Annotated in this window: 12 protein-coding genes and 1 tRNA gene; 8 read left to right on the plus strand and 5 right to left on the minus strand. The window is 39.7% G+C overall.

Annotated features, from left to right (window positions below):
* Positions 1 to 3: 3 nt before the first annotated feature.
* Positions 4 to 3,219, minus strand: coding sequence for a type I restriction-modification system endonuclease (hsdR, locus tag BUA16_RS07110; protein ID WP_072764059.1), 3,216 nt, complete (start codon positions 3,217 to 3,219; stop codon positions 4 to 6).
* Between the two features lie 661 nt (positions 3,220 to 3,880).
* Here hsdR and mobC point away from each other — a divergent pair.
* The 4 genes from mobC (at position 3,881) to BUA16_RS07130 (ending at position 8,915) form a co-directional block, all read left to right on the plus strand.
* On the plus strand, positions 3,881 to 4,267 hold the full coding sequence (gene mobC, locus BUA16_RS07115; protein ID WP_072764060.1) for a plasmid mobilization relaxosome protein MobC: 387 nt from the start codon (positions 3,881 to 3,883) through the stop codon (positions 4,265 to 4,267).
* Positions 4,267 to 6,552, plus strand: coding sequence for a relaxase/mobilization nuclease domain-containing protein (locus BUA16_RS07120; protein ID WP_072764061.1), 2,286 nt, complete (start codon positions 4,267 to 4,269; stop codon positions 6,550 to 6,552). The genes mobC and BUA16_RS07120 overlap by 1 nt, the downstream gene beginning before the upstream one ends.
* 186 nt (positions 6,553 to 6,738) lie before the next feature.
* Positions 6,739 to 7,710 carry a nucleoid-associated protein gene (locus tag BUA16_RS07125; protein ID WP_072764062.1) on the plus strand — a complete coding sequence of 324 codons (972 nt, stop codon included), beginning with the start codon at positions 6,739 to 6,741 and terminating at the stop codon, positions 7,708 to 7,710.
* 2 nt (positions 7,711 to 7,712) lie between these two features.
* Complete coding sequence (locus tag BUA16_RS07130; protein ID WP_072764063.1) at positions 7,713 to 8,915, plus strand: hypothetical protein; 1,203 nt, start codon at positions 7,713 to 7,715, stop codon at positions 8,913 to 8,915.
* A gap of 85 nt (positions 8,916 to 9,000) precedes the next feature.
* On the opposite strand, the gene BUA16_RS07135 is transcribed toward BUA16_RS07130, so the two are convergent.
* Positions 9,001 to 9,073: transfer RNA gene (locus tag BUA16_RS07135), tRNA-Met, on the minus strand.
* A gap of 185 nt (positions 9,074 to 9,258) precedes the next feature.
* Here BUA16_RS07135 and BUA16_RS07140 point away from each other — a divergent pair.
* Positions 9,259 to 10,740, plus strand: a complete 1,482-nt coding sequence (locus tag BUA16_RS07140) for a Na+/H+ antiporter NhaC family protein (RefSeq protein ID WP_072764064.1) — start codon at positions 9,259 to 9,261, stop codon at positions 10,738 to 10,740.
* A 48-nt stretch (positions 10,741 to 10,788) separates the two neighbouring features.
* Positions 10,789 to 11,670, plus strand: coding sequence for a GTPase Era (era, locus tag BUA16_RS07145; RefSeq protein WP_072764065.1), 882 nt, complete (start codon positions 10,789 to 10,791; stop codon positions 11,668 to 11,670).
* A gap of 43 nt (positions 11,671 to 11,713) precedes the next feature.
* Here era and BUA16_RS07150 read toward each other — a convergent pair whose 3' ends face one another.
* Positions 11,714 to 12,208 carry a GTP-binding protein gene (locus BUA16_RS07150; protein ID WP_072764066.1) on the minus strand — a complete coding sequence of 165 codons (495 nt, stop codon included), beginning with the start codon at positions 12,206 to 12,208 and terminating at the stop codon, positions 11,714 to 11,716.
* An 80-nt stretch (positions 12,209 to 12,288) separates the two neighbouring features.
* Here BUA16_RS07150 and der point away from each other — a divergent pair, with 80 nt between their 5' ends.
* Positions 12,289 to 13,593 carry a ribosome biogenesis GTPase Der gene (der, locus tag BUA16_RS07155; RefSeq protein WP_072764067.1) on the plus strand — a complete coding sequence of 435 codons (1,305 nt, stop codon included), beginning with the start codon at positions 12,289 to 12,291 and terminating at the stop codon, positions 13,591 to 13,593.
* A gap of 434 nt (positions 13,594 to 14,027) precedes the next feature.
* Positions 14,028 to 16,754, plus strand: coding sequence for an outer membrane beta-barrel protein (locus BUA16_RS07160; RefSeq protein WP_072764068.1), 2,727 nt, complete (start codon positions 14,028 to 14,030; stop codon positions 16,752 to 16,754).
* Positions 16,755 to 17,126: 372 nt separating this feature from the next.
* Here the strand turns inward: BUA16_RS07160 and BUA16_RS07165 are convergent, their stop codons facing one another.
* Both BUA16_RS07165 and BUA16_RS07170 read right to left on the minus strand, forming a co-directional pair.
* A complete protein-coding gene (locus tag BUA16_RS07165) occupies positions 17,127 to 17,939 on the minus strand; it encodes a TPM domain-containing protein (RefSeq protein WP_072764069.1) in 813 nt (270 codons plus the stop codon).
* Entirely contained in the window at positions 17,920 to 18,357 is a 438-nt protein-coding gene (locus tag BUA16_RS07170) for a TPM domain-containing protein (RefSeq protein WP_072764070.1), read from the minus strand. The genes BUA16_RS07165 and BUA16_RS07170 overlap by 20 nt, the downstream gene beginning before the upstream one ends.
* Between the last annotated feature and the right edge of the window lie 3 nt (positions 18,358 to 18,360).

An 18,360-nucleotide genomic window follows, 5' to 3' on the forward strand; every position in this document is an offset into this window, starting at 1 on the left:
TTGTTAGGCAACATATAAATTCTCATTGATGGTCTTTAACACATCATCCAACTGTTGCTCAAATTGTTTATTTATTCTGTTGTAACCGCCTTCACTTTTAAAGGGCTCTTTGTCTAGATCATCCTTGGTCAATATGGTTTCGGCCAAAAGTTGTTTTTGAAAACGGTCCAACCACTTTTGTTGAATTTTGTTCCATGGTTTCATGGTGTTTACTTTGTCAAAAGCACGGTTTACGCGATTTTCATGGCTCACCAAATCGATATCCAACGCCAAGGTGCGAATGTAAGCAATTATATCTGCCGCTATGTCTTGATTTTTTACATCTCGCCATGCGGCATTAAGGGTTTTAGCGTTGTAACCTTCCTGATCTAATAATAACCGTAATTCTTTAAGTGATTGTCTATCGAGAGTACTGGGGCTAGAAACGATCACCTTTAGGGCGGCTATTTTGTTCTGATTTTCCTTAAGGAAATTCTTGAAGTTCTCAATGTAATCTTCAGGTTTTTTGGCATTCCCATAATCTCTTTCTGTTGCCAAATATTCATCGGCATGGTCCGAGACTAATTGATGCTTTGGCCTATATACTTTCTTATCTAGGTAGTTCCATAGCCCCTTAAATTCTTTTATGATCGCTTTTACTTCTTCTGCGCTGGCATTTTTAATAGTTTGTATTACTTCTTTGGGCTCTTTACCACCGGCCATATAGATAAATTCCTCAAGACTGTCTTCTTCAATTTTTTTTCGCTTCCGTTGTAATTTTGCAATCAATTGTTCCCCTTGGGTTTTTATACGTTCGTCAGAGGAGATGTCATCCAGTTCATTTACCAATTGGGTGAAAGTTGTTTTAGGATTGCTGACAGGTTTCATCTGGGTGTAGTCTTGCAAGGCCTCATGTACTCGGACCGCATCAAATATTTTAAATTCCTCTTTGTCAATTTCTGGGCACAAACGGGTTGCACGCCCAATCATTTGTTCATATAAAATTCGGCTCCCAACACGTCGTAAAAAAACTAGATTACAAATTTTGGGAACATCAATACCAGTGGTCAATAGATCTACCGTGACTGCAATGTTGGGATACTTCTCGTTTTTATATTCTTTGGTTAATTGTTCGGGGTCATAGGCTGCACCAGTAATTTTTTGAATGGCCTTTTGAGGTACATCCAAACCAATGTTGTAAAACTCTTCAAATAGCATGTCTACAATCATATCGGCATGTGAATCACGGACCGCAAATATTAAAGTTTTTTCCTCGCTATCCGGGTCTAGGTGTTTCACAAGTTGTTGTATTACCTTTCGGTTGAACTCTGGGGTGATCACCAACTTATTAAACTGTTCTATCTCAATCAAAAGATCGTCTTCTAATTCCGCCAGTTCCTCAATTTTATTGGTTTCTGGATTAAACACCTTGGGACGCTCCCCTTTTTTCCATAAGATGCCTTCCTCACTTAATCGTGTTTTAATACGATAAGGAGGCTCATGGTCCGAAAGGAATCCGTCAATAACTGCTTGCCGATAAGAATAGGAGAACACTGGTTTGCCAAATATCTCGGTAGTATGCAAGGCGGGCGTAGCCGTAAGACCAATAATGTATGCATTAAAATATTCGATAACCTTTTTATATTGACTTACATAATCATCCTGATTTTTAAATTCCAAATCCTCTTCATCCAATTCCTTATCTAGATTGTATCCACGATGGGCCTCATCAATAATGATACAGTCATAGGTGTCTATAGAAAGACCTTTATTCTCACCATAGAATAATCGCTTGACCATACTTTGTACGGTAGCAAAATGCAAACGGGTCTCGGAGTCAGGAATAAGCGTTTTTACATACTCCATTTGGTAAACTTCGGAAAAGGTATTGATACCTTCTACCTTATTATCCTGATAACTACCAAAAGCCTGTAGTGCAAGAAGTTTTCTATCCGTAAGAAATAGTATTCTCTTAAATCTATTCGATTTTATGAGTCGGTAGGAAAGCCCAATAACGGTCCTAGTCTTTCCTGTTCCTGTGGCCATTACCAATAAAGAACGATTATTATCGAAATTGGTGGTTATGTTTTTTTCTACATTTTTGATAGCTTCTATCTGGTAATCCCTTAGGCCAAGAACATTACTATCTTGTAAATAGTCATAATCACTTTTTTCGAGCTTTTCATTTTCTGCTTCTATATCACGCTCGTAGAGGTCCACCAATCCTTTGGGAGAGAACCAACCTCTAAGAGGTTTAGCGTGACTTCGCTCCTTTCGTATATCTAAGAACCAAATACCACTTTTTGTTTTTATTTGCTCTAGGAAGTCACGGCCGTTGGTAGAGAATAAAAAGGGTACTTTATAACCTGACCACTCTCCTAGGGTTCCAAAATCCTCCGTTTCAACTATACGTTTAGCATAGATATTGGATTGTCTTAAGTCGGTAGAAATATCGTTGGCGTATTTTTTGGCTTCAATAATTCCGTATAGGGTTGTGCCTATAAATAAGGCATAGTCTGCCCATTTACCATCGCAGGGCCATTCGGCAATGGCCATATTTCTTCCTTTTTGGGGTAGTGTTTTGTTCTTTTTATAGTTTAATGCGAGTGTATCGCACTCCCAACCTGCTTCCTTTAGTTTTGGATCGATTAGGGTAAGACGAGTGTCCTCTTCGGTAAGGTCAAGATTCCGTGCTCTATTGTCACTTCGTTTCTTTCTGGATGCTACTTCCTCTTTACTGCTGTTTAAAGCTGCAATCTTGTTTTTATAATCGGTCAGTTCCTGAGAGAGTTTTTCGAGCTTTTCAGAAAGAGCATCCGATGCCGTATCTTGCTTTTCGGGAAGGATATAGGAAGAATTTTCAATATAGTCTTGCTCGTAGGTTTCATAAAACCATTTCGCTAACTGAAAGCATTTTTTAAGTATAAAGTGGGCTTCCTGAAAAGAGCCTATCCCATCGTGGCTAGCCTTATTGCCCGACTTCCTTATGGTATGTAGAATACTTGAAATAATATCCGGGGCGACATTTGCATTGGATAATCGATAAATCCTCTCATTCTGGGAACCTAAAAACTCACCTAACGCTTCAAATTCCCATACCAGTTGACTGAGTTTTTCTGAAAATAATCGAGACTTGGTCAATGACGAACTTGGATCAATATATATCAGTTTTTCCGAAAGTTCACTTATTGCAAATAAGTTGGGATAATTTTCTTCTAGAAAGTAAAAATTAGATTGCATTCTTGGCTGGTTGTTTACTATGTTGTAGGTAATGTATGGCAATATACAGATTATTTTGCATCAATAATTTATCTAATATGTAGAATAAATTGCCAAAATGTGTTTATGAAATAGTTGTCTATTTGACAGAAACTGGGTAGTTTGCGTTGTTTCGAATTATGTGGTATGTAATTAATCACTACTTATCAATCTACAATAAAAGTAATATGACTGGACAAGGATCTTTTCCAAGCCCCTGCGGCAGTCGGGCCAATCTTACGAACCTATTCTTTCCCCTATCCACATTTCTCCCAATCCGCCAGGGAAGGATCTCGTCCGAAGTCTTTCCCGACACCCTCGGGGCCGCACAAAAGCACAAGGGGAGAAAAATCCCTTGCCCTTTTTCTCCCTAGCTATGAAATCTAGCCTATTTAATATGTTCTTTACCATTTTTTTCAAATGAATTAAAGACCATTATAAACCAGGGCTGCTCTTTATTGGTTCTTAAATATTTTGACTTGTAAGATATTGTAAATAAGTCTTTTAAAATGTGTTTTGCTTCTTTATATTTATATATCATTATCCGTTTTTAACGGATAGCAAGTTATGTTTTGCGCAACGCAAAACTCCTACTTCTAACGAAGTGAAAGGCTGCCTTCGGCAGTAAAAAACAAGAAAAATAATGACAACTGGCAACATCGGCAGGAAACGGTTGGGAGAGAGCAAGCGTGTGCATGCGATCACGCTCCGGTTCAATACCGAGGAGTTGGAGAAAGTGAAGGCGCTTTTACGGTCCTATCAGGTCGACTTTCATAAAAGAGGTACGGTGGGCCCTTTTTTGAGAAGCCTCATTCTGAACAAGGAGGTAGAAAAAACGGCAGGACTACCTCTTAGTAAGCCTATAGTTAATTATCAACTGAATAAAATAGGGACCAACCTCAATCAATTGGTGAAAGTGGCCCATTACAAGAACCGTCGGAGCCCCAATGCAAGCCTTGTAAACGAAATGAAAAGGGCCAATGAACTGGTCCATACATTGAATAGAATTATTGATAATACCAACCGATAATGATCGCACGACTCCTATATCGATACAAAGTGCAAGGCGTACTGAAGTACGTCCTCGGGAAACCGGAATCTACCATCCTCGGCTTCCACAATACCTATTCCGATACGGATACCAATCTTAAGGTCTTCGAACAGGTACTCGTCTTTCTGGGCTTCCGCCATGCCTCCGAAAAGCGTTACGTACATGCCACCTTAAACCTTCCCCGAGGCGAACACCTGGACGATACTACCTTTTTGGCTCTGTCCAAAGCCTATATGGAGTATATGGGCTATGGGGAGCAGCCTTTTATTGTGGTGCGGCATCACGATACCGAACACGAGCACGTGCACATTGTTTCCAGTACCATCAGGGAGGACTGTAGCCAGATCAACCTTTCCTTTGACTATAGAAGGAGCATGGCCGCCCAGAAATACCTGGAGAAAGAGTTTGGGCTTTCCCCCTCTCCAAATAAAAGGACGGTCCGAGAGCTTCCCAAACTGGAAACGCCCCAGTTTAATCCCCAAGAAAGTAACGGGGTGCGCTACTATATGCAGGACATCCTGAACAATACCCTGCAAAAACATAAGGTGCGGAGTTTTGAACAGCTTGCCAAACTACTGGAAAAGTACCATATTCAGCTGAAGGTGGTGGAGCGTTCCAATAGGGTAGGGGTGGCTTATGGCATTGCGACCAAGGAAGGGTACCGATCCCGTTTTATTGGGGGCTATACCGTACACCCCCAGTTCTCCGGTCCCAAACTCCAACAAGTCTTCGAGCGTAACAAGCAATCGGCCTTACTGCCCATGGTAAAAAAGCGTTTGGAAAAACAAATAAAAACTACCTATAAACTATTTAAGACCCTCCGTCCCAATCACCTCCCCGAAATCTTAGGCTCCCATCAAAAGCTCGATTGTAGGCTAAACTACAATGATCAGGGAGAGGTGGTGGATTTTACCATCCATGATAAAACGGGCTATGTGCTGCGCAGCGATGAGATTGGGAGCGACCTTGGTATCCATGCGAACCCCGACTTGTTCCAAACCGAACACACCCAAATGTATATGAATAGCAGGCAATTGGAATTGGAGTTCCAACGCTGCATACGGGAAGTCTACCAGAAGACCTATAGGGAACTGAGGTACAAGCCCCTGTTCTCGGAGCATATCCTAAAAACGCCCCTAGATGTTTTGGTTAGGGAAATGATGAAATCAGAGCGTTTTCTCTTCCTTAAAAAATACTTGCATACCGATGATCAAACCTTATGGAAGGTAATCGCCTCCCACTTCTATCCTTTTGGTGAGAAGCTTTATATTTCCGCCATTAATAAGGAAAAGCAGGAATTGCAAAAGAAGGCCGATCTTATTCAGCGGGCCAGGGATCAACTGTTCCAACGTGCCCTGGACCAAAGAGAGGTCCTTGGTGCGCTTGTACAAAGTTTGGGTGTACGATACAATGAGGGAATACTGACTTATGCGAATTCCAAGTTCCACCAAGAGCCATTGGATCTAGGCAGTACCCTACTGCAGACGAGTGTAAACTCGTATACCCCTCCTAGTTTTGCACGCGAAAATGAAAAGTTGCTGGAAGGGCTGCTGCATGACAAATCCGCCAAAGAGATTAGACCAAGTCCCACCGCCCTATTTCTACCTATGGTATTTCCGAAGCTCTATCACGCTATGGCCCCAACCTTTAGGGAGCGTTTCGATACCATGGCCCTACAGGCTTACCATCGGTATGCTGTACGGATGCAGGCGCCCTTTGTGAAATCCCCAAGGGACTATATTGCCTTTTTCAATGCCAGGGGCTTTTATTTTGAGGAGCAGAGTGGACAACTCTGGATAGGCTCCATGTACTCCAAACATTCGGTAACGATCGCCCTTTCAACGAAAATGCAGGACTATCTACAATCATCCCCTGAGCTGCCCAGTGCCATGGCCGCCCAGCCGATCATCCTGAACAATATGATAGCCAAAGGACAGGACAATTTAAAAAACCTTTGGATGGGGCACTTAATGGAACGCGGACTTTATAAACAGGTGGCCTATAGTTACCTATTGGAAGATGTATTGCCCAATTTGCCGCCCGAACTCGTAGAGCACCATTTGGCAAACGGATTCAAGGAGGCCTTGGTGGCCGTTGCCACGGAGCGAGACCGTAGAGCGCAGACCAACACACTCCAGGCAGGTTATAACGCCCTGGATACCCTTATGGGCCCTATCACCTCCCAAGAGGAAGAAGCCTATAACGGGTTTAAGGACGAGTTTACGGATTATTCGAAGTACAGTGATTGGGGCATATCGCTTTAAGGTTTGGAGAAAGTGCTGGGTTTCGGAGTCAGTCAACTATGGGTTCATTATTATATATAGGGGGGAGAGAAGAAGGGTTCTTTTTTTTAACTTACTGTTATTTGAAATTAAAAATTGTAGGATATTTCATATTTTTATATTTTTTCTGTTTTCTGAAGTGATCTTATACAACCAAACCAAATATCCATGCTTTTAAAAAATATTGTAATACACCAAATTATTAAGGAACAATTTGGTAAACCTTCTTTAAAAACCTCTGATGCTTTATTACCAGTGAACGATGACACAAAGGAATTTGTAGAAAAGATTATCAAAAGTTATGCAGCAAAAAATCCTACATACGGCATTTTTGAGGAAGATCAAGTTATATATCCATTTCAAGGTTTAGTAAAAAGGTATCTTAATGATAATCAGTTTTATGATTTTTCATTAACAGCGATGGATATTTTAGAAAAAGAAATTGATAAGTCCACAACTACTGGAGGTTATGTTGTGTTTATCGATTACACCGACAAGAAGTCAGACTTTTTAATCACAATAATGCTTGATAACTCTACAAGTTTTTCAGTAAATGATACCAATCTGACCTTGAAAAAATTGAAAAGTCTGGATATCGATAAACTGGCGCGGGCAAACCGTGTGAATATTACAAAATGGCAAAATGATGATCCACAATATTTATCCTTTATTAAAGGTACTCGGGGAATTTCAATTTATTTTCAAAAATTTATTGGTAGTACCGATTTAACCTCCTCAAAAGAGAATACTGAAAAACTGAAACTTGCTATGGCAAATTATATGACGGAAAAGAAATTTAAGAGAGAGCAAGTTCGAGAGGTTTATAGTAAAGTAAATGATTACTCGGTAAAGAAGTATGACCACGACGAGGATTTGGAGATTAAAGCTATTTCAGTGCTTATAAATGATATGGAGCCCGAGGACTTCATGGATTACTTAAAACAGAATGAGGATTTAGAAGTAAGTGGAGCATTTAGGGTTACTCAAAAAAGTCATATTAAGTTTTTGACAAAAGAAATTATTAAGGAGAAAGGATACACCTTAGAATTTGACAGGAAATTGAGAGGTACAAAAATTCGGAAGGTCGGAAATACTATAGTAATAAAAGATATTCCTGCGGATATTTTGAGAAATTTTTAATTATGGAATTAAAAGATTTCATAAAAATAAGACAAGACTTAAAGAATGAGCGGTTAGAGGATTTTCATATCGTAGGGGATATCATTAATTTATCTAAAGAACAAATTTCCCTTCTTCAAAACCTTGAAGAAAGTATTTACGAAATAAAGGATAAAGCTGGGAAAATTTATGGATGTGAACAACTAGATCAACTTTTATACAACGATATTTCGGTAGAGTTGGCTAGTGGGGAGTTTCCTAATTATTTTGAGTCATTTTCCGAACTTATCGAAAAGCACCCCTATTCTTTTGATTTATCAGATTTTTATATACATCAAGGAAATATCACAAAATATGAAGACGATCATGCTCTGATGAACTCTTACAGAAATGTGTTAGAATTAATTGCATTTTTAAAAAAAATAGCTGATAACAAAAATGAAACTGCTTCAGGACTAGAGCTTTATTTTCATAAAATAGGCGAGAGTCTCATTTTGCCAATATCCTATACCGTCAAAGATTTGAATAAATCTACAGTTGAAGATGTACAAAATTTCATTAAACAATTTTCAAATGAATTACATAGTGAGGATAGGAAAAAATTATTCGTAAATGATTTGGTCGATTTCTATTCACGTAAAAGAAGGGACTTCTCCATAATTCTGGAGGAGTTTAAACAAATTAAGGATAATTACTTTCACAGTTTAGATGCATATTTGGAAGGGTTTTCATTTGATAAAATTAAGACTTCATCAGTAATTTATTTTCAAGAAATTTCAGATAAAATACACGATGCAATAAGAAAAGTCTCCAGCTATTTATTTGCAATACCTGTATCATTTTTATTTCTTGCTAGTAGGCTCGATTTTGAAGCCCCCTCATTAGCAAAGAATTTTATGTTGCTTGTTTTAGGGTATTTGTTTTTTATTCTTTTAAGAAAAATATTTTTTAAAAATATAAAAGAGTCACTAGATTCAATTGATAAAGAGATAGTTAGGTTTCAGGCGAAAATAGAAAATGTAAGTGAACTGAATGAAATTAAAAATGAGCTTGAAAAGGATATTAAGGGTGAACTGCTTTCAAATCAATACGAAAAATTGAAATTATTGAAAAGGATCACATGTTCGATTATTGTTGCTTTAACTGTTGTGGTGTTTTACATTCATTGGTCTGTCTTAGAGAAATCTATTATCTCCCTATGTGAGACAATTATTATTTTCTTTTAATTAAAATAAACAAAATGTTTTAGGAATGTTTTAGGTAGGAAATAAAAAAAGGGCTTCAATCTCTTGAAACCCTTGTTTTTACTAGTAGCGGGAACTGGACTCGAACCAGTGACCTTCGGGTTATGAGCCCGACGAGCTACCTACTGCTCTATCCCGCGATATATGCTGCAAAGGTACGCCCTTTTATCATTCTGCCAAATATTAAACCATTAAAATTTAAAATATTTTTTAGAAGCTTGCGCTGAGTTTTAAAAATGAGGATGTTGTAGTCTAGTTTCTAAAATCTTTCTATTTTGTACCCTTTATTGATGACTAACCTGCAATTTTAATTCGCCCCTTATTTATGGACACCTACGGTTTTCTTTCCATTTTACCACCAGTAATAGCTATTGTATTGGCCCTCAGGACTAAACAGGTGTATATAGCCCTGCTTTTTGGGATCTGGATTTCTTGGGTGATCATCAACGATTGGAATTTTTTGACCGGGACCCTTGCAGCGTTAGAAGGTCTGGTAAATGTATTTAAATCGGCCGGAAATACAAGAACCATCATGTTTAGTGCCCTAGTAGGAGCCCTGTTGCTGTTTATTCAGTATTCTAAGGGAGTAGAAGGGTTTGTGAACGAATTAAACAAGCTTATCGCCTATTTTGAAAAAAAACAAAGTGGATATAGTAGGGTAGTGGTACAACTTTTAGCCATGTTTACAGGTATTCTATTATTCGTAGAAACGAGTATAAGCTCCCTCACAGTAGGTACCTTATATCGTCCTATCTTTGATAAGTTGAAAATTCCAAGGGAAAAATTGGCCTATATCGCCGATTCTAGTTCTGCGCCATCTTCTATTTTAATCCCTTTTAATGCCTGGGGTGCATTTATTATGGGCTTACTGCTGACCCAAGGTATAGAAAATCCATTCGGACTTATGATTTCCTCGATGGCCTATAATTTTTATCCCATTCTGGCTATCCTTTTAGTATTTATAGTCATAATTTCAAAAAAAGATATTGGTCCCATGGCCAAAGCCGAAAAGCGGACACGCGAGACTGGGAAATTATTAAATGACAGTGCCAAGCCTATGCTATCTAGTGAGGTAACCTCTTTTGAGTCTAAAAAAGGAATAAAGGCTAAGGCATATAATATGATAGTTCCCTTGGCCACCATGGTTTTCATGATGCCTATCAATTTGGCGTTTACCGGTTGGGATGCTGTTGAGAATGCTGTTTCCTTTTCCGATCATGTGTTTAAAGCTATCGGAAACGGATCGGGGTCTTCTTCCGTTTTATACGCGGTGCTCACCGCAATTATAGTAGCCATGGTTTTGTATAGGGCACAAGGAATTATGAAAACCAAAGAGATGGTCGATTTGGGTTTAAAAGGGATTAGTGAGTTAATGCCCTTGGCCTTGTTGATGTTATTGGCTTTTGCCATTGGTGATGCCTGTATCGAATTGGGGACAGGGCCGTTTGTGGCCAATTGGTCCAAGGAATGGTTGTCCCCTTCATTTTTACCGGCTATTATTTTCGTGATCAGTTCCTTTGTGGCCTTTTCTACCGGTACCTCTTGGGGAACCTTTGCCATTATGATGGCCATTGCGATCCCTATGGCAGAAATTCACGGAGCCCCACTGGCCTTAGTGGTCGCTGCTACTTTGGGAGGCGGGATATTTGGGGATCATTGCTCTCCAATATCCGATACCTCTATTATTTCTTCTATGGCTTCGGCCAGTGACCATATAGATCATATCAATACCCAATTGCCATATGCCCTTATAGGCGGACTCATCACGGTTGTGTTATATGTAATTTTAGGCTTTATTATGATTTAAATACAAGGATTCCACTACCTTTGCACTTATAAAAGATAAAAAGAGAACATGTCTCATAAAGCAGGATTTGTAAATATTATAGGAAATCCCAACGTAGGGAAATCTACCCTTATGAATGCCTTTGTAGGTGAAAAATTATCCATAATCACCTCCAAAGCACAAACAACCCGTCACCGTATATTAGGAATTGTCAATGGAGAAGATTTTCAGGTGATACTTTCCGATACCCCCGGTATTATTAAGCCTGCCTATGAATTGCAGTCTTCTATGATGGACTTCGTAAAGTCGGCCTTTGATGATGCGGATGTTTTAATTTATATGGTAGAAATAGGAGAGAAGGCCCTAAAAGATGAGCGTTTCTTCGAAAAAATTAAAAATAGCCCTATCCCTGTATTGTTGCTTCTAAATAAAATTGATGTATCCCAGCAGGGAATATTGGAAGAGCAAGTACAATACTGGCAAGAACAATTGCCCAAAGCAGAAATTCACCCTATCTCTGCCTTGCAGAATTTTAATGTAAAGGAGGTCTTTTTGCGCATTATAGAGCTTTTGCCAGAAGCACCTGCCTATTACCCTAAAGATCAGTTGACCGATAAGCCCGAACGTTTTTTTGTAAATGAAACGATTCGTGAAAAAATCCTTCAGTTTTACAAAAAGGAAATTCCATATGCGGTAGAAATAGAAACGGAAGAGTTTTTCGAAGATGAAAAAATTATCCGAATGAGGGCAGTAATTATGGTAGAGCGCGAAACGCAAAAAGGAATTATTATTGGTCATAAAGGTGCCGCCTTAAAAAGGGTAGGGGTTGAAGCCAGAAAGGATCTGGAGAAATTCTTCGATAAACAGGTACATCTAGAATTGTACGTAAAAGTGAATAAAAATTGGAGGAGCAATCCTAACCAATTAAAGCGATTTGGATATAATAATTAATCCTTGAAATTGTGAAAACCAGCCCCTAATCGACTACAGTTGATTAGGGGTTTTTTAATGTTTTTTTTATAAAAAGAACCAATTCCGCGACTTGTGGCTTCCCTTTTCTTTTTCCGTGAAGGCCAAAAAAGTATAGCCCCATCCAAAGGGCAAGAACAAAAGCAAATAGTCCTATTTGCAGTGCTATGGCTTTGTGTAGCACATGATGGGTATAAGCCCATATGGCAATAAGGATCAGCAAGGTGACGGCACCAAAGTGTAAGAACATAAAAAACGTCCACAATGTGGGGTTTGGACCGAATAATCCGCAAATAAGACAGTGGTCCTTGTCTTTTTCTAAAATTTCTAATTGTAGTTGAGGCGACCAAAAGTGGGACGCTTGAGCGTTGAATTTTATAAAAATATGGTCGTCAGATCGCTTGACAATAAACGGGGGAACCCTGCTTTTTTCGAAGGACGCAAGCGTTTTTTCCTTCGATAGGGGATGTGTTATTTTAAACCTTGAGCCTGAGGCAATTTCATTGGAAATGACGGTCACTTTTTCGGTATAACGAAGTAGGATAAAAAGATACTATATTTCTTCGGATTTAAATAGTACTTTTGCATCAAATTATTAGTATGAGTGCTATTGTAGCCATTGTAGGAAGACCTAATGTAGGCAAATCAACTTTTTTTAATCGACTTATTCAACGTAGAGAAGCGATTGTCGACGCTGTTAGTGGGGTTACCCGTGATCGTCACTATGGTAAAAGCGAATGGAACGGAGTAGAATTTTCCCTTATCGATACCGGGGGATATGTGCTGGGGAGTGATGATGTTTTCGAGAAGGAAATCGATAAGCAAGTAGAACTAGCCATCGGCGAAGCCGATGCTATTATATTTATGGTAGATGTTGAAACCGGAGTTACCGGGATGGATGAAGATGTCGCCAAATTATTAAGACGGGTAGATAAACCTGTGTTTTTAGTAGTCAATAAAGTCGATAATAATAAAAGAAGTGAGGATGCGGTGGAGTTTTATTCTCTTGGTCTAGGAGAATACTATACCATTGCCAGTATTAACGGTAGTGGTACCGGTGATCTTTTAGATGACCTGGTAAAAGTATTGCCGGAAAAAGAAAAGCAAGAAGATAATTTACCGCGTTTTGCAGTGGTCGGTAGACCTAATGCAGGGAAATCGTCCTTTATTAATGCCCTTATTGGGGAAGAGCGTTATATCGTTACCGATATTGCAGGAACCACAAGAGATAGTATCGATACACGGTACAATCGTTTTGGATTCGAGTTTAATCTGGTAGATACAGCTGGTATCCGAAGAAAGTCTAAAGTTCACGAAGATTTGGAATTTTATTCTGTAATGCGTTCTGTAAGGGCTATTGAACATTCTGATGTTTGTATCCTTATGCTCGATGCTACACGTGGTTTTGACGGACAGGTAGAGAATATTTTCTGGTTGGCCCAGCGAAATAATAAAGGGATCGTTATTTTGGTGAATAAATGGGATTTGGTAGAGGATAAGGAAACGAACAGTATAAAAGAATATACCAAAAAAATCCATAATGCCATATCTCCTTTTACGGATGTTCCTATTCTTTTTGTTTCCGTACTGACAAAACAGCGAATCTATAAAGCTATAGAAACTGCTGTACAGGTGTATGAAAACAGAGGAAAAAAGGTGGTGACAAGAAAACTGAACGATATTATGTTGCCGATCATTGAAAATTATCCCCCACCAGCATACAAGGATAAATACGTTAAAATAAAATTCTGTACTCAGTTGCCCACTCCTTACCCACAATTTGCATTTTTCTGTAATTTACCCCAGTATGTGAGAGATCCGTACAAACGTTTCTTGGAAAACAAACTAAGGGAACATTTCGATTTTACCGGAGTTCCAGTATCTATTTTTATGAGGAAGAAGTAAAACATTGTTACATTACTATAGCAAAACCCTTGGCAGTATGTCAAGGGTTTTTTGTTTCCAATTGCTTTTCTTGGCTTAAATCTGCCTACATACTCACATTGTTCCGCGTTAGGGACCGCGGCGGCATCCCCGCAGCAAGGCAAGGGATACAGCCAAGGGCCCGCCCGACGAAGGAGGGAACGCCCAAAGTATTGCCGTACTACACCAACGGTATACCGGGCGAATGTAGCAATTTTGGAACATAGCCCTGGAAAGGGTATGATTTTTAAACGCTATACTCCGCTGCCTGAGCTGCTTTTTTTTTGATTTATCAAGGAATTCATATGAGGTCAGTTGCTCCCAAAATTCTGTTAAACCTTTGTGTGCTGTAGGTGCTTACTTTAATTTAGACGGTTTTGAGCCCTGATAATTAACCAAATAACAGTTTGTATTTCATGAAGAAAATTCTGCTTTCTTTAATTCTTGTTTTTTCTACCGCTGCTTTTTCCCAAGATTTTTCCATTCGTGGAAAAGTAGTCGATGCTCTTTCAAAACTACCCTTAGAGGCATCGACCATATATGCCGAATCTATAAAGGACAGTTCCTTGGTGTCCTATACCATTACCAATGAGAAGGGTGTTTTTGACCTGGAAGGGAAAACAAAACTTTCCGAATTAAAGGTTTTTATTACTTTTAACGGCTACGAGCCATTGGTTGTTAATGTAAAACCTAAAGAAGTACTAGAGCTGGGAGAACTTCATTTGCAAGAGCAGGCCCAGGAATTGGATGGGGTTCAGCTGGTGGCCGACAGAGTGCCCATTAGCATAAAAAAAGATACCCTTGAATTTAATGCCGATTCGTTTAAAACTAGGCCCGATGCTTCGGTAGAAGATGTGCTTAAGAAATTACCGGGCGTAGACGTAGCCAGTGATGGAAAAATAACGGTATATGGTAAGGAAGTGAACCAGGTGCTGGTAAACGGTCAGGTCTTTTTTAGCAATGATCCTAAGGTGGCTACCAAAAGTTTGCCAAAGGATATAATCAGTAAAATTCAGATAACCGATACCAAAACAAAGAAACAAGAGTTTACCGGGGAAGATAGTGACGGGGAAACAAAAACCATTAACCTGACCATTAAAAAGGATAAGAACAAAGGGGTCATGGGTAGGGTAGCCGCGGCCTATGGCACAGATGACAGATATCAGCTAAACGGGGTGCTGAACTACTTTAATGATAAGGAGCGTGTTAGTGTAATTACCGGTTCCAACAATATAAACAGTTCTGGTTTTTCTTACGATGAACTCGAAGGCTTGGGAGGGAACAGTCGCCGATATAACATGGCAGGTAGCCCAGGTTCTGGCAATGGAATTACCACATCTTCGAGTATAGGAGGCAGTTATGCGAACTCTGAAAAAGGAACTTATAAGGCCGATGGTAATTATCTGTTTTCTTATGAGGACTCTTATAATAATCAGAAAACCTTTAGGGAAAATTTACTGCCCGAGAATAGGTATTTTTCCGAGTCCGAAACTAGTTTTAACGGGAGTACCAATTCCAATAGGGGGGGCGCTAGCTTAGAGTATGATATAGATGAGACTTTTCGCGTATCTGTACAGCCCAAATTGAACGTTAACCGAACAAACTCCTACTATACAAGTAAAGAGACCTCTAGGAACCAAGCTGGCGATCTTATTAATAGTAATGAGCAGGCTACGACCAGCGATGGCGTGGTTAGGAATTATTCGAACCGCATTAACCTTATGAAAAAACTCGATACCCTAGGGAGGTTTGTTACCCTTTCCTTTTTCAATAGAAATACGGAAAATACAAACCTATCGAACCTAAATTCTATTCGCAGCTTGTTCGGTGACGAAGAGAACGAAGAAACTTTGGACCAACGTGCCCACGTAAATAATAAAGGGAATGCCTACCAGCTAGAGGGAGGGTATAGGCAGCCTTTGACAAAAGAGTTATTTTTAGATCTTGGTTATGAGTATGCAGATGAGCGCAGCGATAATACCAAAGAGGTATTTGATTATAATGAAGACGATTTTGGGTACACCAATTTTAATATGGAGCTGAGTTCCGATTTTAACTTTAAGAATATCCAGCATTCTCCTTCCCTGGGAATTCGTAAGAACGGAGAAAAATTCTCCTTTGATATCTACGCTACCTATAAGTTTTCCGAGCTTAGCAATCAGGACTACTTACAGCAGACCTCTTTTTCCAATGCGTATACAAACCTGTTGTTTAGAAGTAGTGCGCGCTATATGCTTGGCAAGAATAAACGGATTCATCTACGCTATAATTCAAATTTGAGTTTGCCGTCCATTAATCAATTGCAGCCAGTTCCTAATGTTAGTAATCCGCTTAATATCGTAATTGGGAATCCTAATTTATTGCCATCGGTAAATCACGGTGTAAATTTTTATTACAGCGATTATAATTGGAAAGAACGCAGTGGGGTATATGTCTATTCAGGCCTCAATATACAAGACGATAGGGTTTCTTCTATTTCTGTCATCGATGAGAACTTTTTAAGGACTACCAGGTATACCAATGTAAATGGTAATTACAACGGCTATATGGGGATGGGATATTCCAAACAGATTAAAAAAGATAGTGTATACACCTTAAAATTTAATGTAAGGCCAAGTATAAATTTTGGGCAATCTGTAAGCTACTCCAATGGCGCGAAAATAAAGGCCAAGAGTTTTGGGATGTATCCTAGGGTGTCTACAACCTTTAACTATAAGGAATTGATAGAAATTGAGCCAGGCTACGGTCTCGCTATAGACCAAACCAAATACAGTCTGGAAGGTTATGAAGATGTAAAAGTAACCGCTCAAAATGCCAGTTTAAAACTGAGCTCTTATTGGCCAAAAAATATTATTTGGGAGAATGATATCACCTATAGTTACAATGACAATGTGGGGCCAGGTTTTAAAAAGGATGCCATCTTTTGGAATATGAGTTTGGGGCTTCAGGTGATGGATAAAAAAGGGACCTTAAAACTTTTGGCGTACGATTTGCTCGATCAAAATATCAATACCAGACGCTCTACGGGAGACGATTATATTCAGGATTTCCAAGGAACCGTGCTGCAACAGTATTTTATGGCGAGTTTCTCTTATAAGTTCGACCAATTTGGTGGAAAGAGATCCATGGGCAGGATGCGGTAAGGCTTTCACGAGCCCCTTTAAGAAGGAAAAGGTATTGAAAGGCGGTTTAGGGCATGGGCCTGTTTAAAGTACGATAGGCCTTGTACTGTTGCTTTGGGCGTTCCCGCCTTCGTCGGGCGGGCTCTTGGCTATATCCCTTGCCTTGCTGCGGGGATGCCGCCGCGATCCCTAACGCAAATTAGGGGCCGAATCGTACCCTTGGCCCATATAATGGTGGCTGCTATCCATTATAAAAGGTAGCGCTGGTATACAGATTTAAAAATCCCATAGGGAAGTTGTTGTTTAAAACTTCTCTAGGGGATTTTCTTTTGATGTTGTTGATTGATGGTCACTATTGTCAGTTTTTAGGTTTGGTGCGTTCCCTTGGCAAATTTACCAGCTCCCCGAGGAGCCTCCTCCTCCAAAGCCTCCTCCTCCAAAGCCTCCGCCTCCAAAGCCACCGCCGAAGCCTCCGCCGCCACCGCTAAATCCGCCCCCCGATGACCCGCCGCCATAGCCGCCGCGCCCCATGCTGCTTAGGATAATAATATCGAGCAGGTCCATTCCTTTAGAACGGCCACCGCCCCTGTTGTTGCCCTTACCGCCACTTCTGGCAGATAGAATAATGAGGATCACGAAAAATATAATGAACGGCAAGAAGGATTCAAAAGGAAACCCCTTGTCCTTGGCTTTTGTAAGACCTTGTTTAAATTCGCCATTGAGGGCCATAAAAATGGCATCACTTCCTTTGTTCAGTCCCCCATAAAAATTGTTCCGTTTAAATTCTGGGATAATGACCCTTTCAATAATTCTTTTAGAAAGGGCATCGGTGATAAGGTGTTCAATACCATAGCCGGTATTAATGGCTATTTTTCGGTCGTCCTTGGCTAAGATAACCAATAGGCCATTGTCTTCCTTTGCTTGGCCAATGCCCCATTTTTGCCCCCATTGGGCACCCAGATAGTTAATGTTTTCGCCTTCGGTAGAGGCAATTATTGCAATGACGATCTGGGTAGAGGTACTGTCCGAATAGCGGATCAGCTTTTGTTCCAAACTGTTTTTTTGTTCGGAAGACAATAGGTTTATATAATCATAAACACTGGTTTGTTCTTGTAGTTTTGGTTTCTCCGGAATTGGAAATTGGCCAAAGCCAAAGGAGAAATGTAAAAATAATACTAAAAGTAAGCTATGCTTTAGAAACTTCATTACTAAGTTCATTTGTGGTGTCGTGGTTCCAGGGGAAATGTTTTTGCAACGCTTCCCCTGCTTGTAAAATACCATCGATTATTCCTTGTTTAAAGTTTCCTTTTTTAAATTGGTCCTGAATGACGTCTTTGGTAGCATCCCAAAAGTTATTGGGTACTACCTTGTTGATGCCGCTATCGCCGAAAATAACAAACTTTTTGTCGTTAACGGCCACGTAGATCAGTACCCCGTTTTCTTCCTTGGTATTGTCCATTTTCAAAAAATGGAAAACCTCCTTGGCTCGGTCAAAATGATCTAGGTCGGTATGCCCTTCTATGTGAACCCTGATTTCGCCAGAAGTGTTTTTTTCAGCCTGGACAATTGTATTCACTATCTCCTGTTCGTCCTCGGGGGTTAAAAACTTTTCTACTTCTGTCATGGG

The organism is Arenibacter nanhaiticus, from assembly GCF_900141935.1.
GTDB lineage: Bacteria > Bacteroidota > Bacteroidia > Flavobacteriales > Flavobacteriaceae > Arenibacter > Arenibacter nanhaiticus.

Bases quoted from the DNA above. Each gene is read 5' to 3' on its own strand.
- hsdR (WP_072764059.1), bottom strand. From the start codon at position 3,219: ATGCAATCTAATTTTTACTTTCTAGAAGAAAATTATCCCAACTTATTT.
- mobC (WP_072764060.1), top strand. From the start codon at position 3,881: ATGACAACTGGCAACATCGGCAGGAAACGGTTGGGAGAGAGCAAGCGT.
- BUA16_RS07120 (WP_072764061.1), top strand. From the start codon at position 4,267: ATGATCGCACGACTCCTATATCGATACAAAGTGCAAGGCGTACTGAAG.
- BUA16_RS07125 (WP_072764062.1), top strand. From the start codon at position 6,739: ATGCTTTTAAAAAATATTGTAATACACCAAATTATTAAGGAACAATTT.
- BUA16_RS07130 (WP_072764063.1), top strand. From the start codon at position 7,713: ATGGAATTAAAAGATTTCATAAAAATAAGACAAGACTTAAAGAATGAG.
- BUA16_RS07140 (WP_072764064.1), top strand. From the start codon at position 9,259: ATGGACACCTACGGTTTTCTTTCCATTTTACCACCAGTAATAGCTATT.
- era (WP_072764065.1), top strand. From the start codon at position 10,789: ATGTCTCATAAAGCAGGATTTGTAAATATTATAGGAAATCCCAACGTA.
- der (WP_072764067.1), top strand. From the start codon at position 12,289: ATGAGTGCTATTGTAGCCATTGTAGGAAGACCTAATGTAGGCAAATCA.
- BUA16_RS07160 (WP_072764068.1), top strand. From the start codon at position 14,028: ATGAAGAAAATTCTGCTTTCTTTAATTCTTGTTTTTTCTACCGCTGCT.
- BUA16_RS07165 (WP_072764069.1), bottom strand. From the start codon at position 17,939: ATGAAGTTTCTAAAGCATAGCTTACTTTTAGTATTATTTTTACATTTC.
- BUA16_RS07170 (WP_072764070.1), bottom strand. From the start codon at position 18,357: ATGACAGAAGTAGAAAAGTTTTTAACCCCCGAGGACGAACAGGAGATA.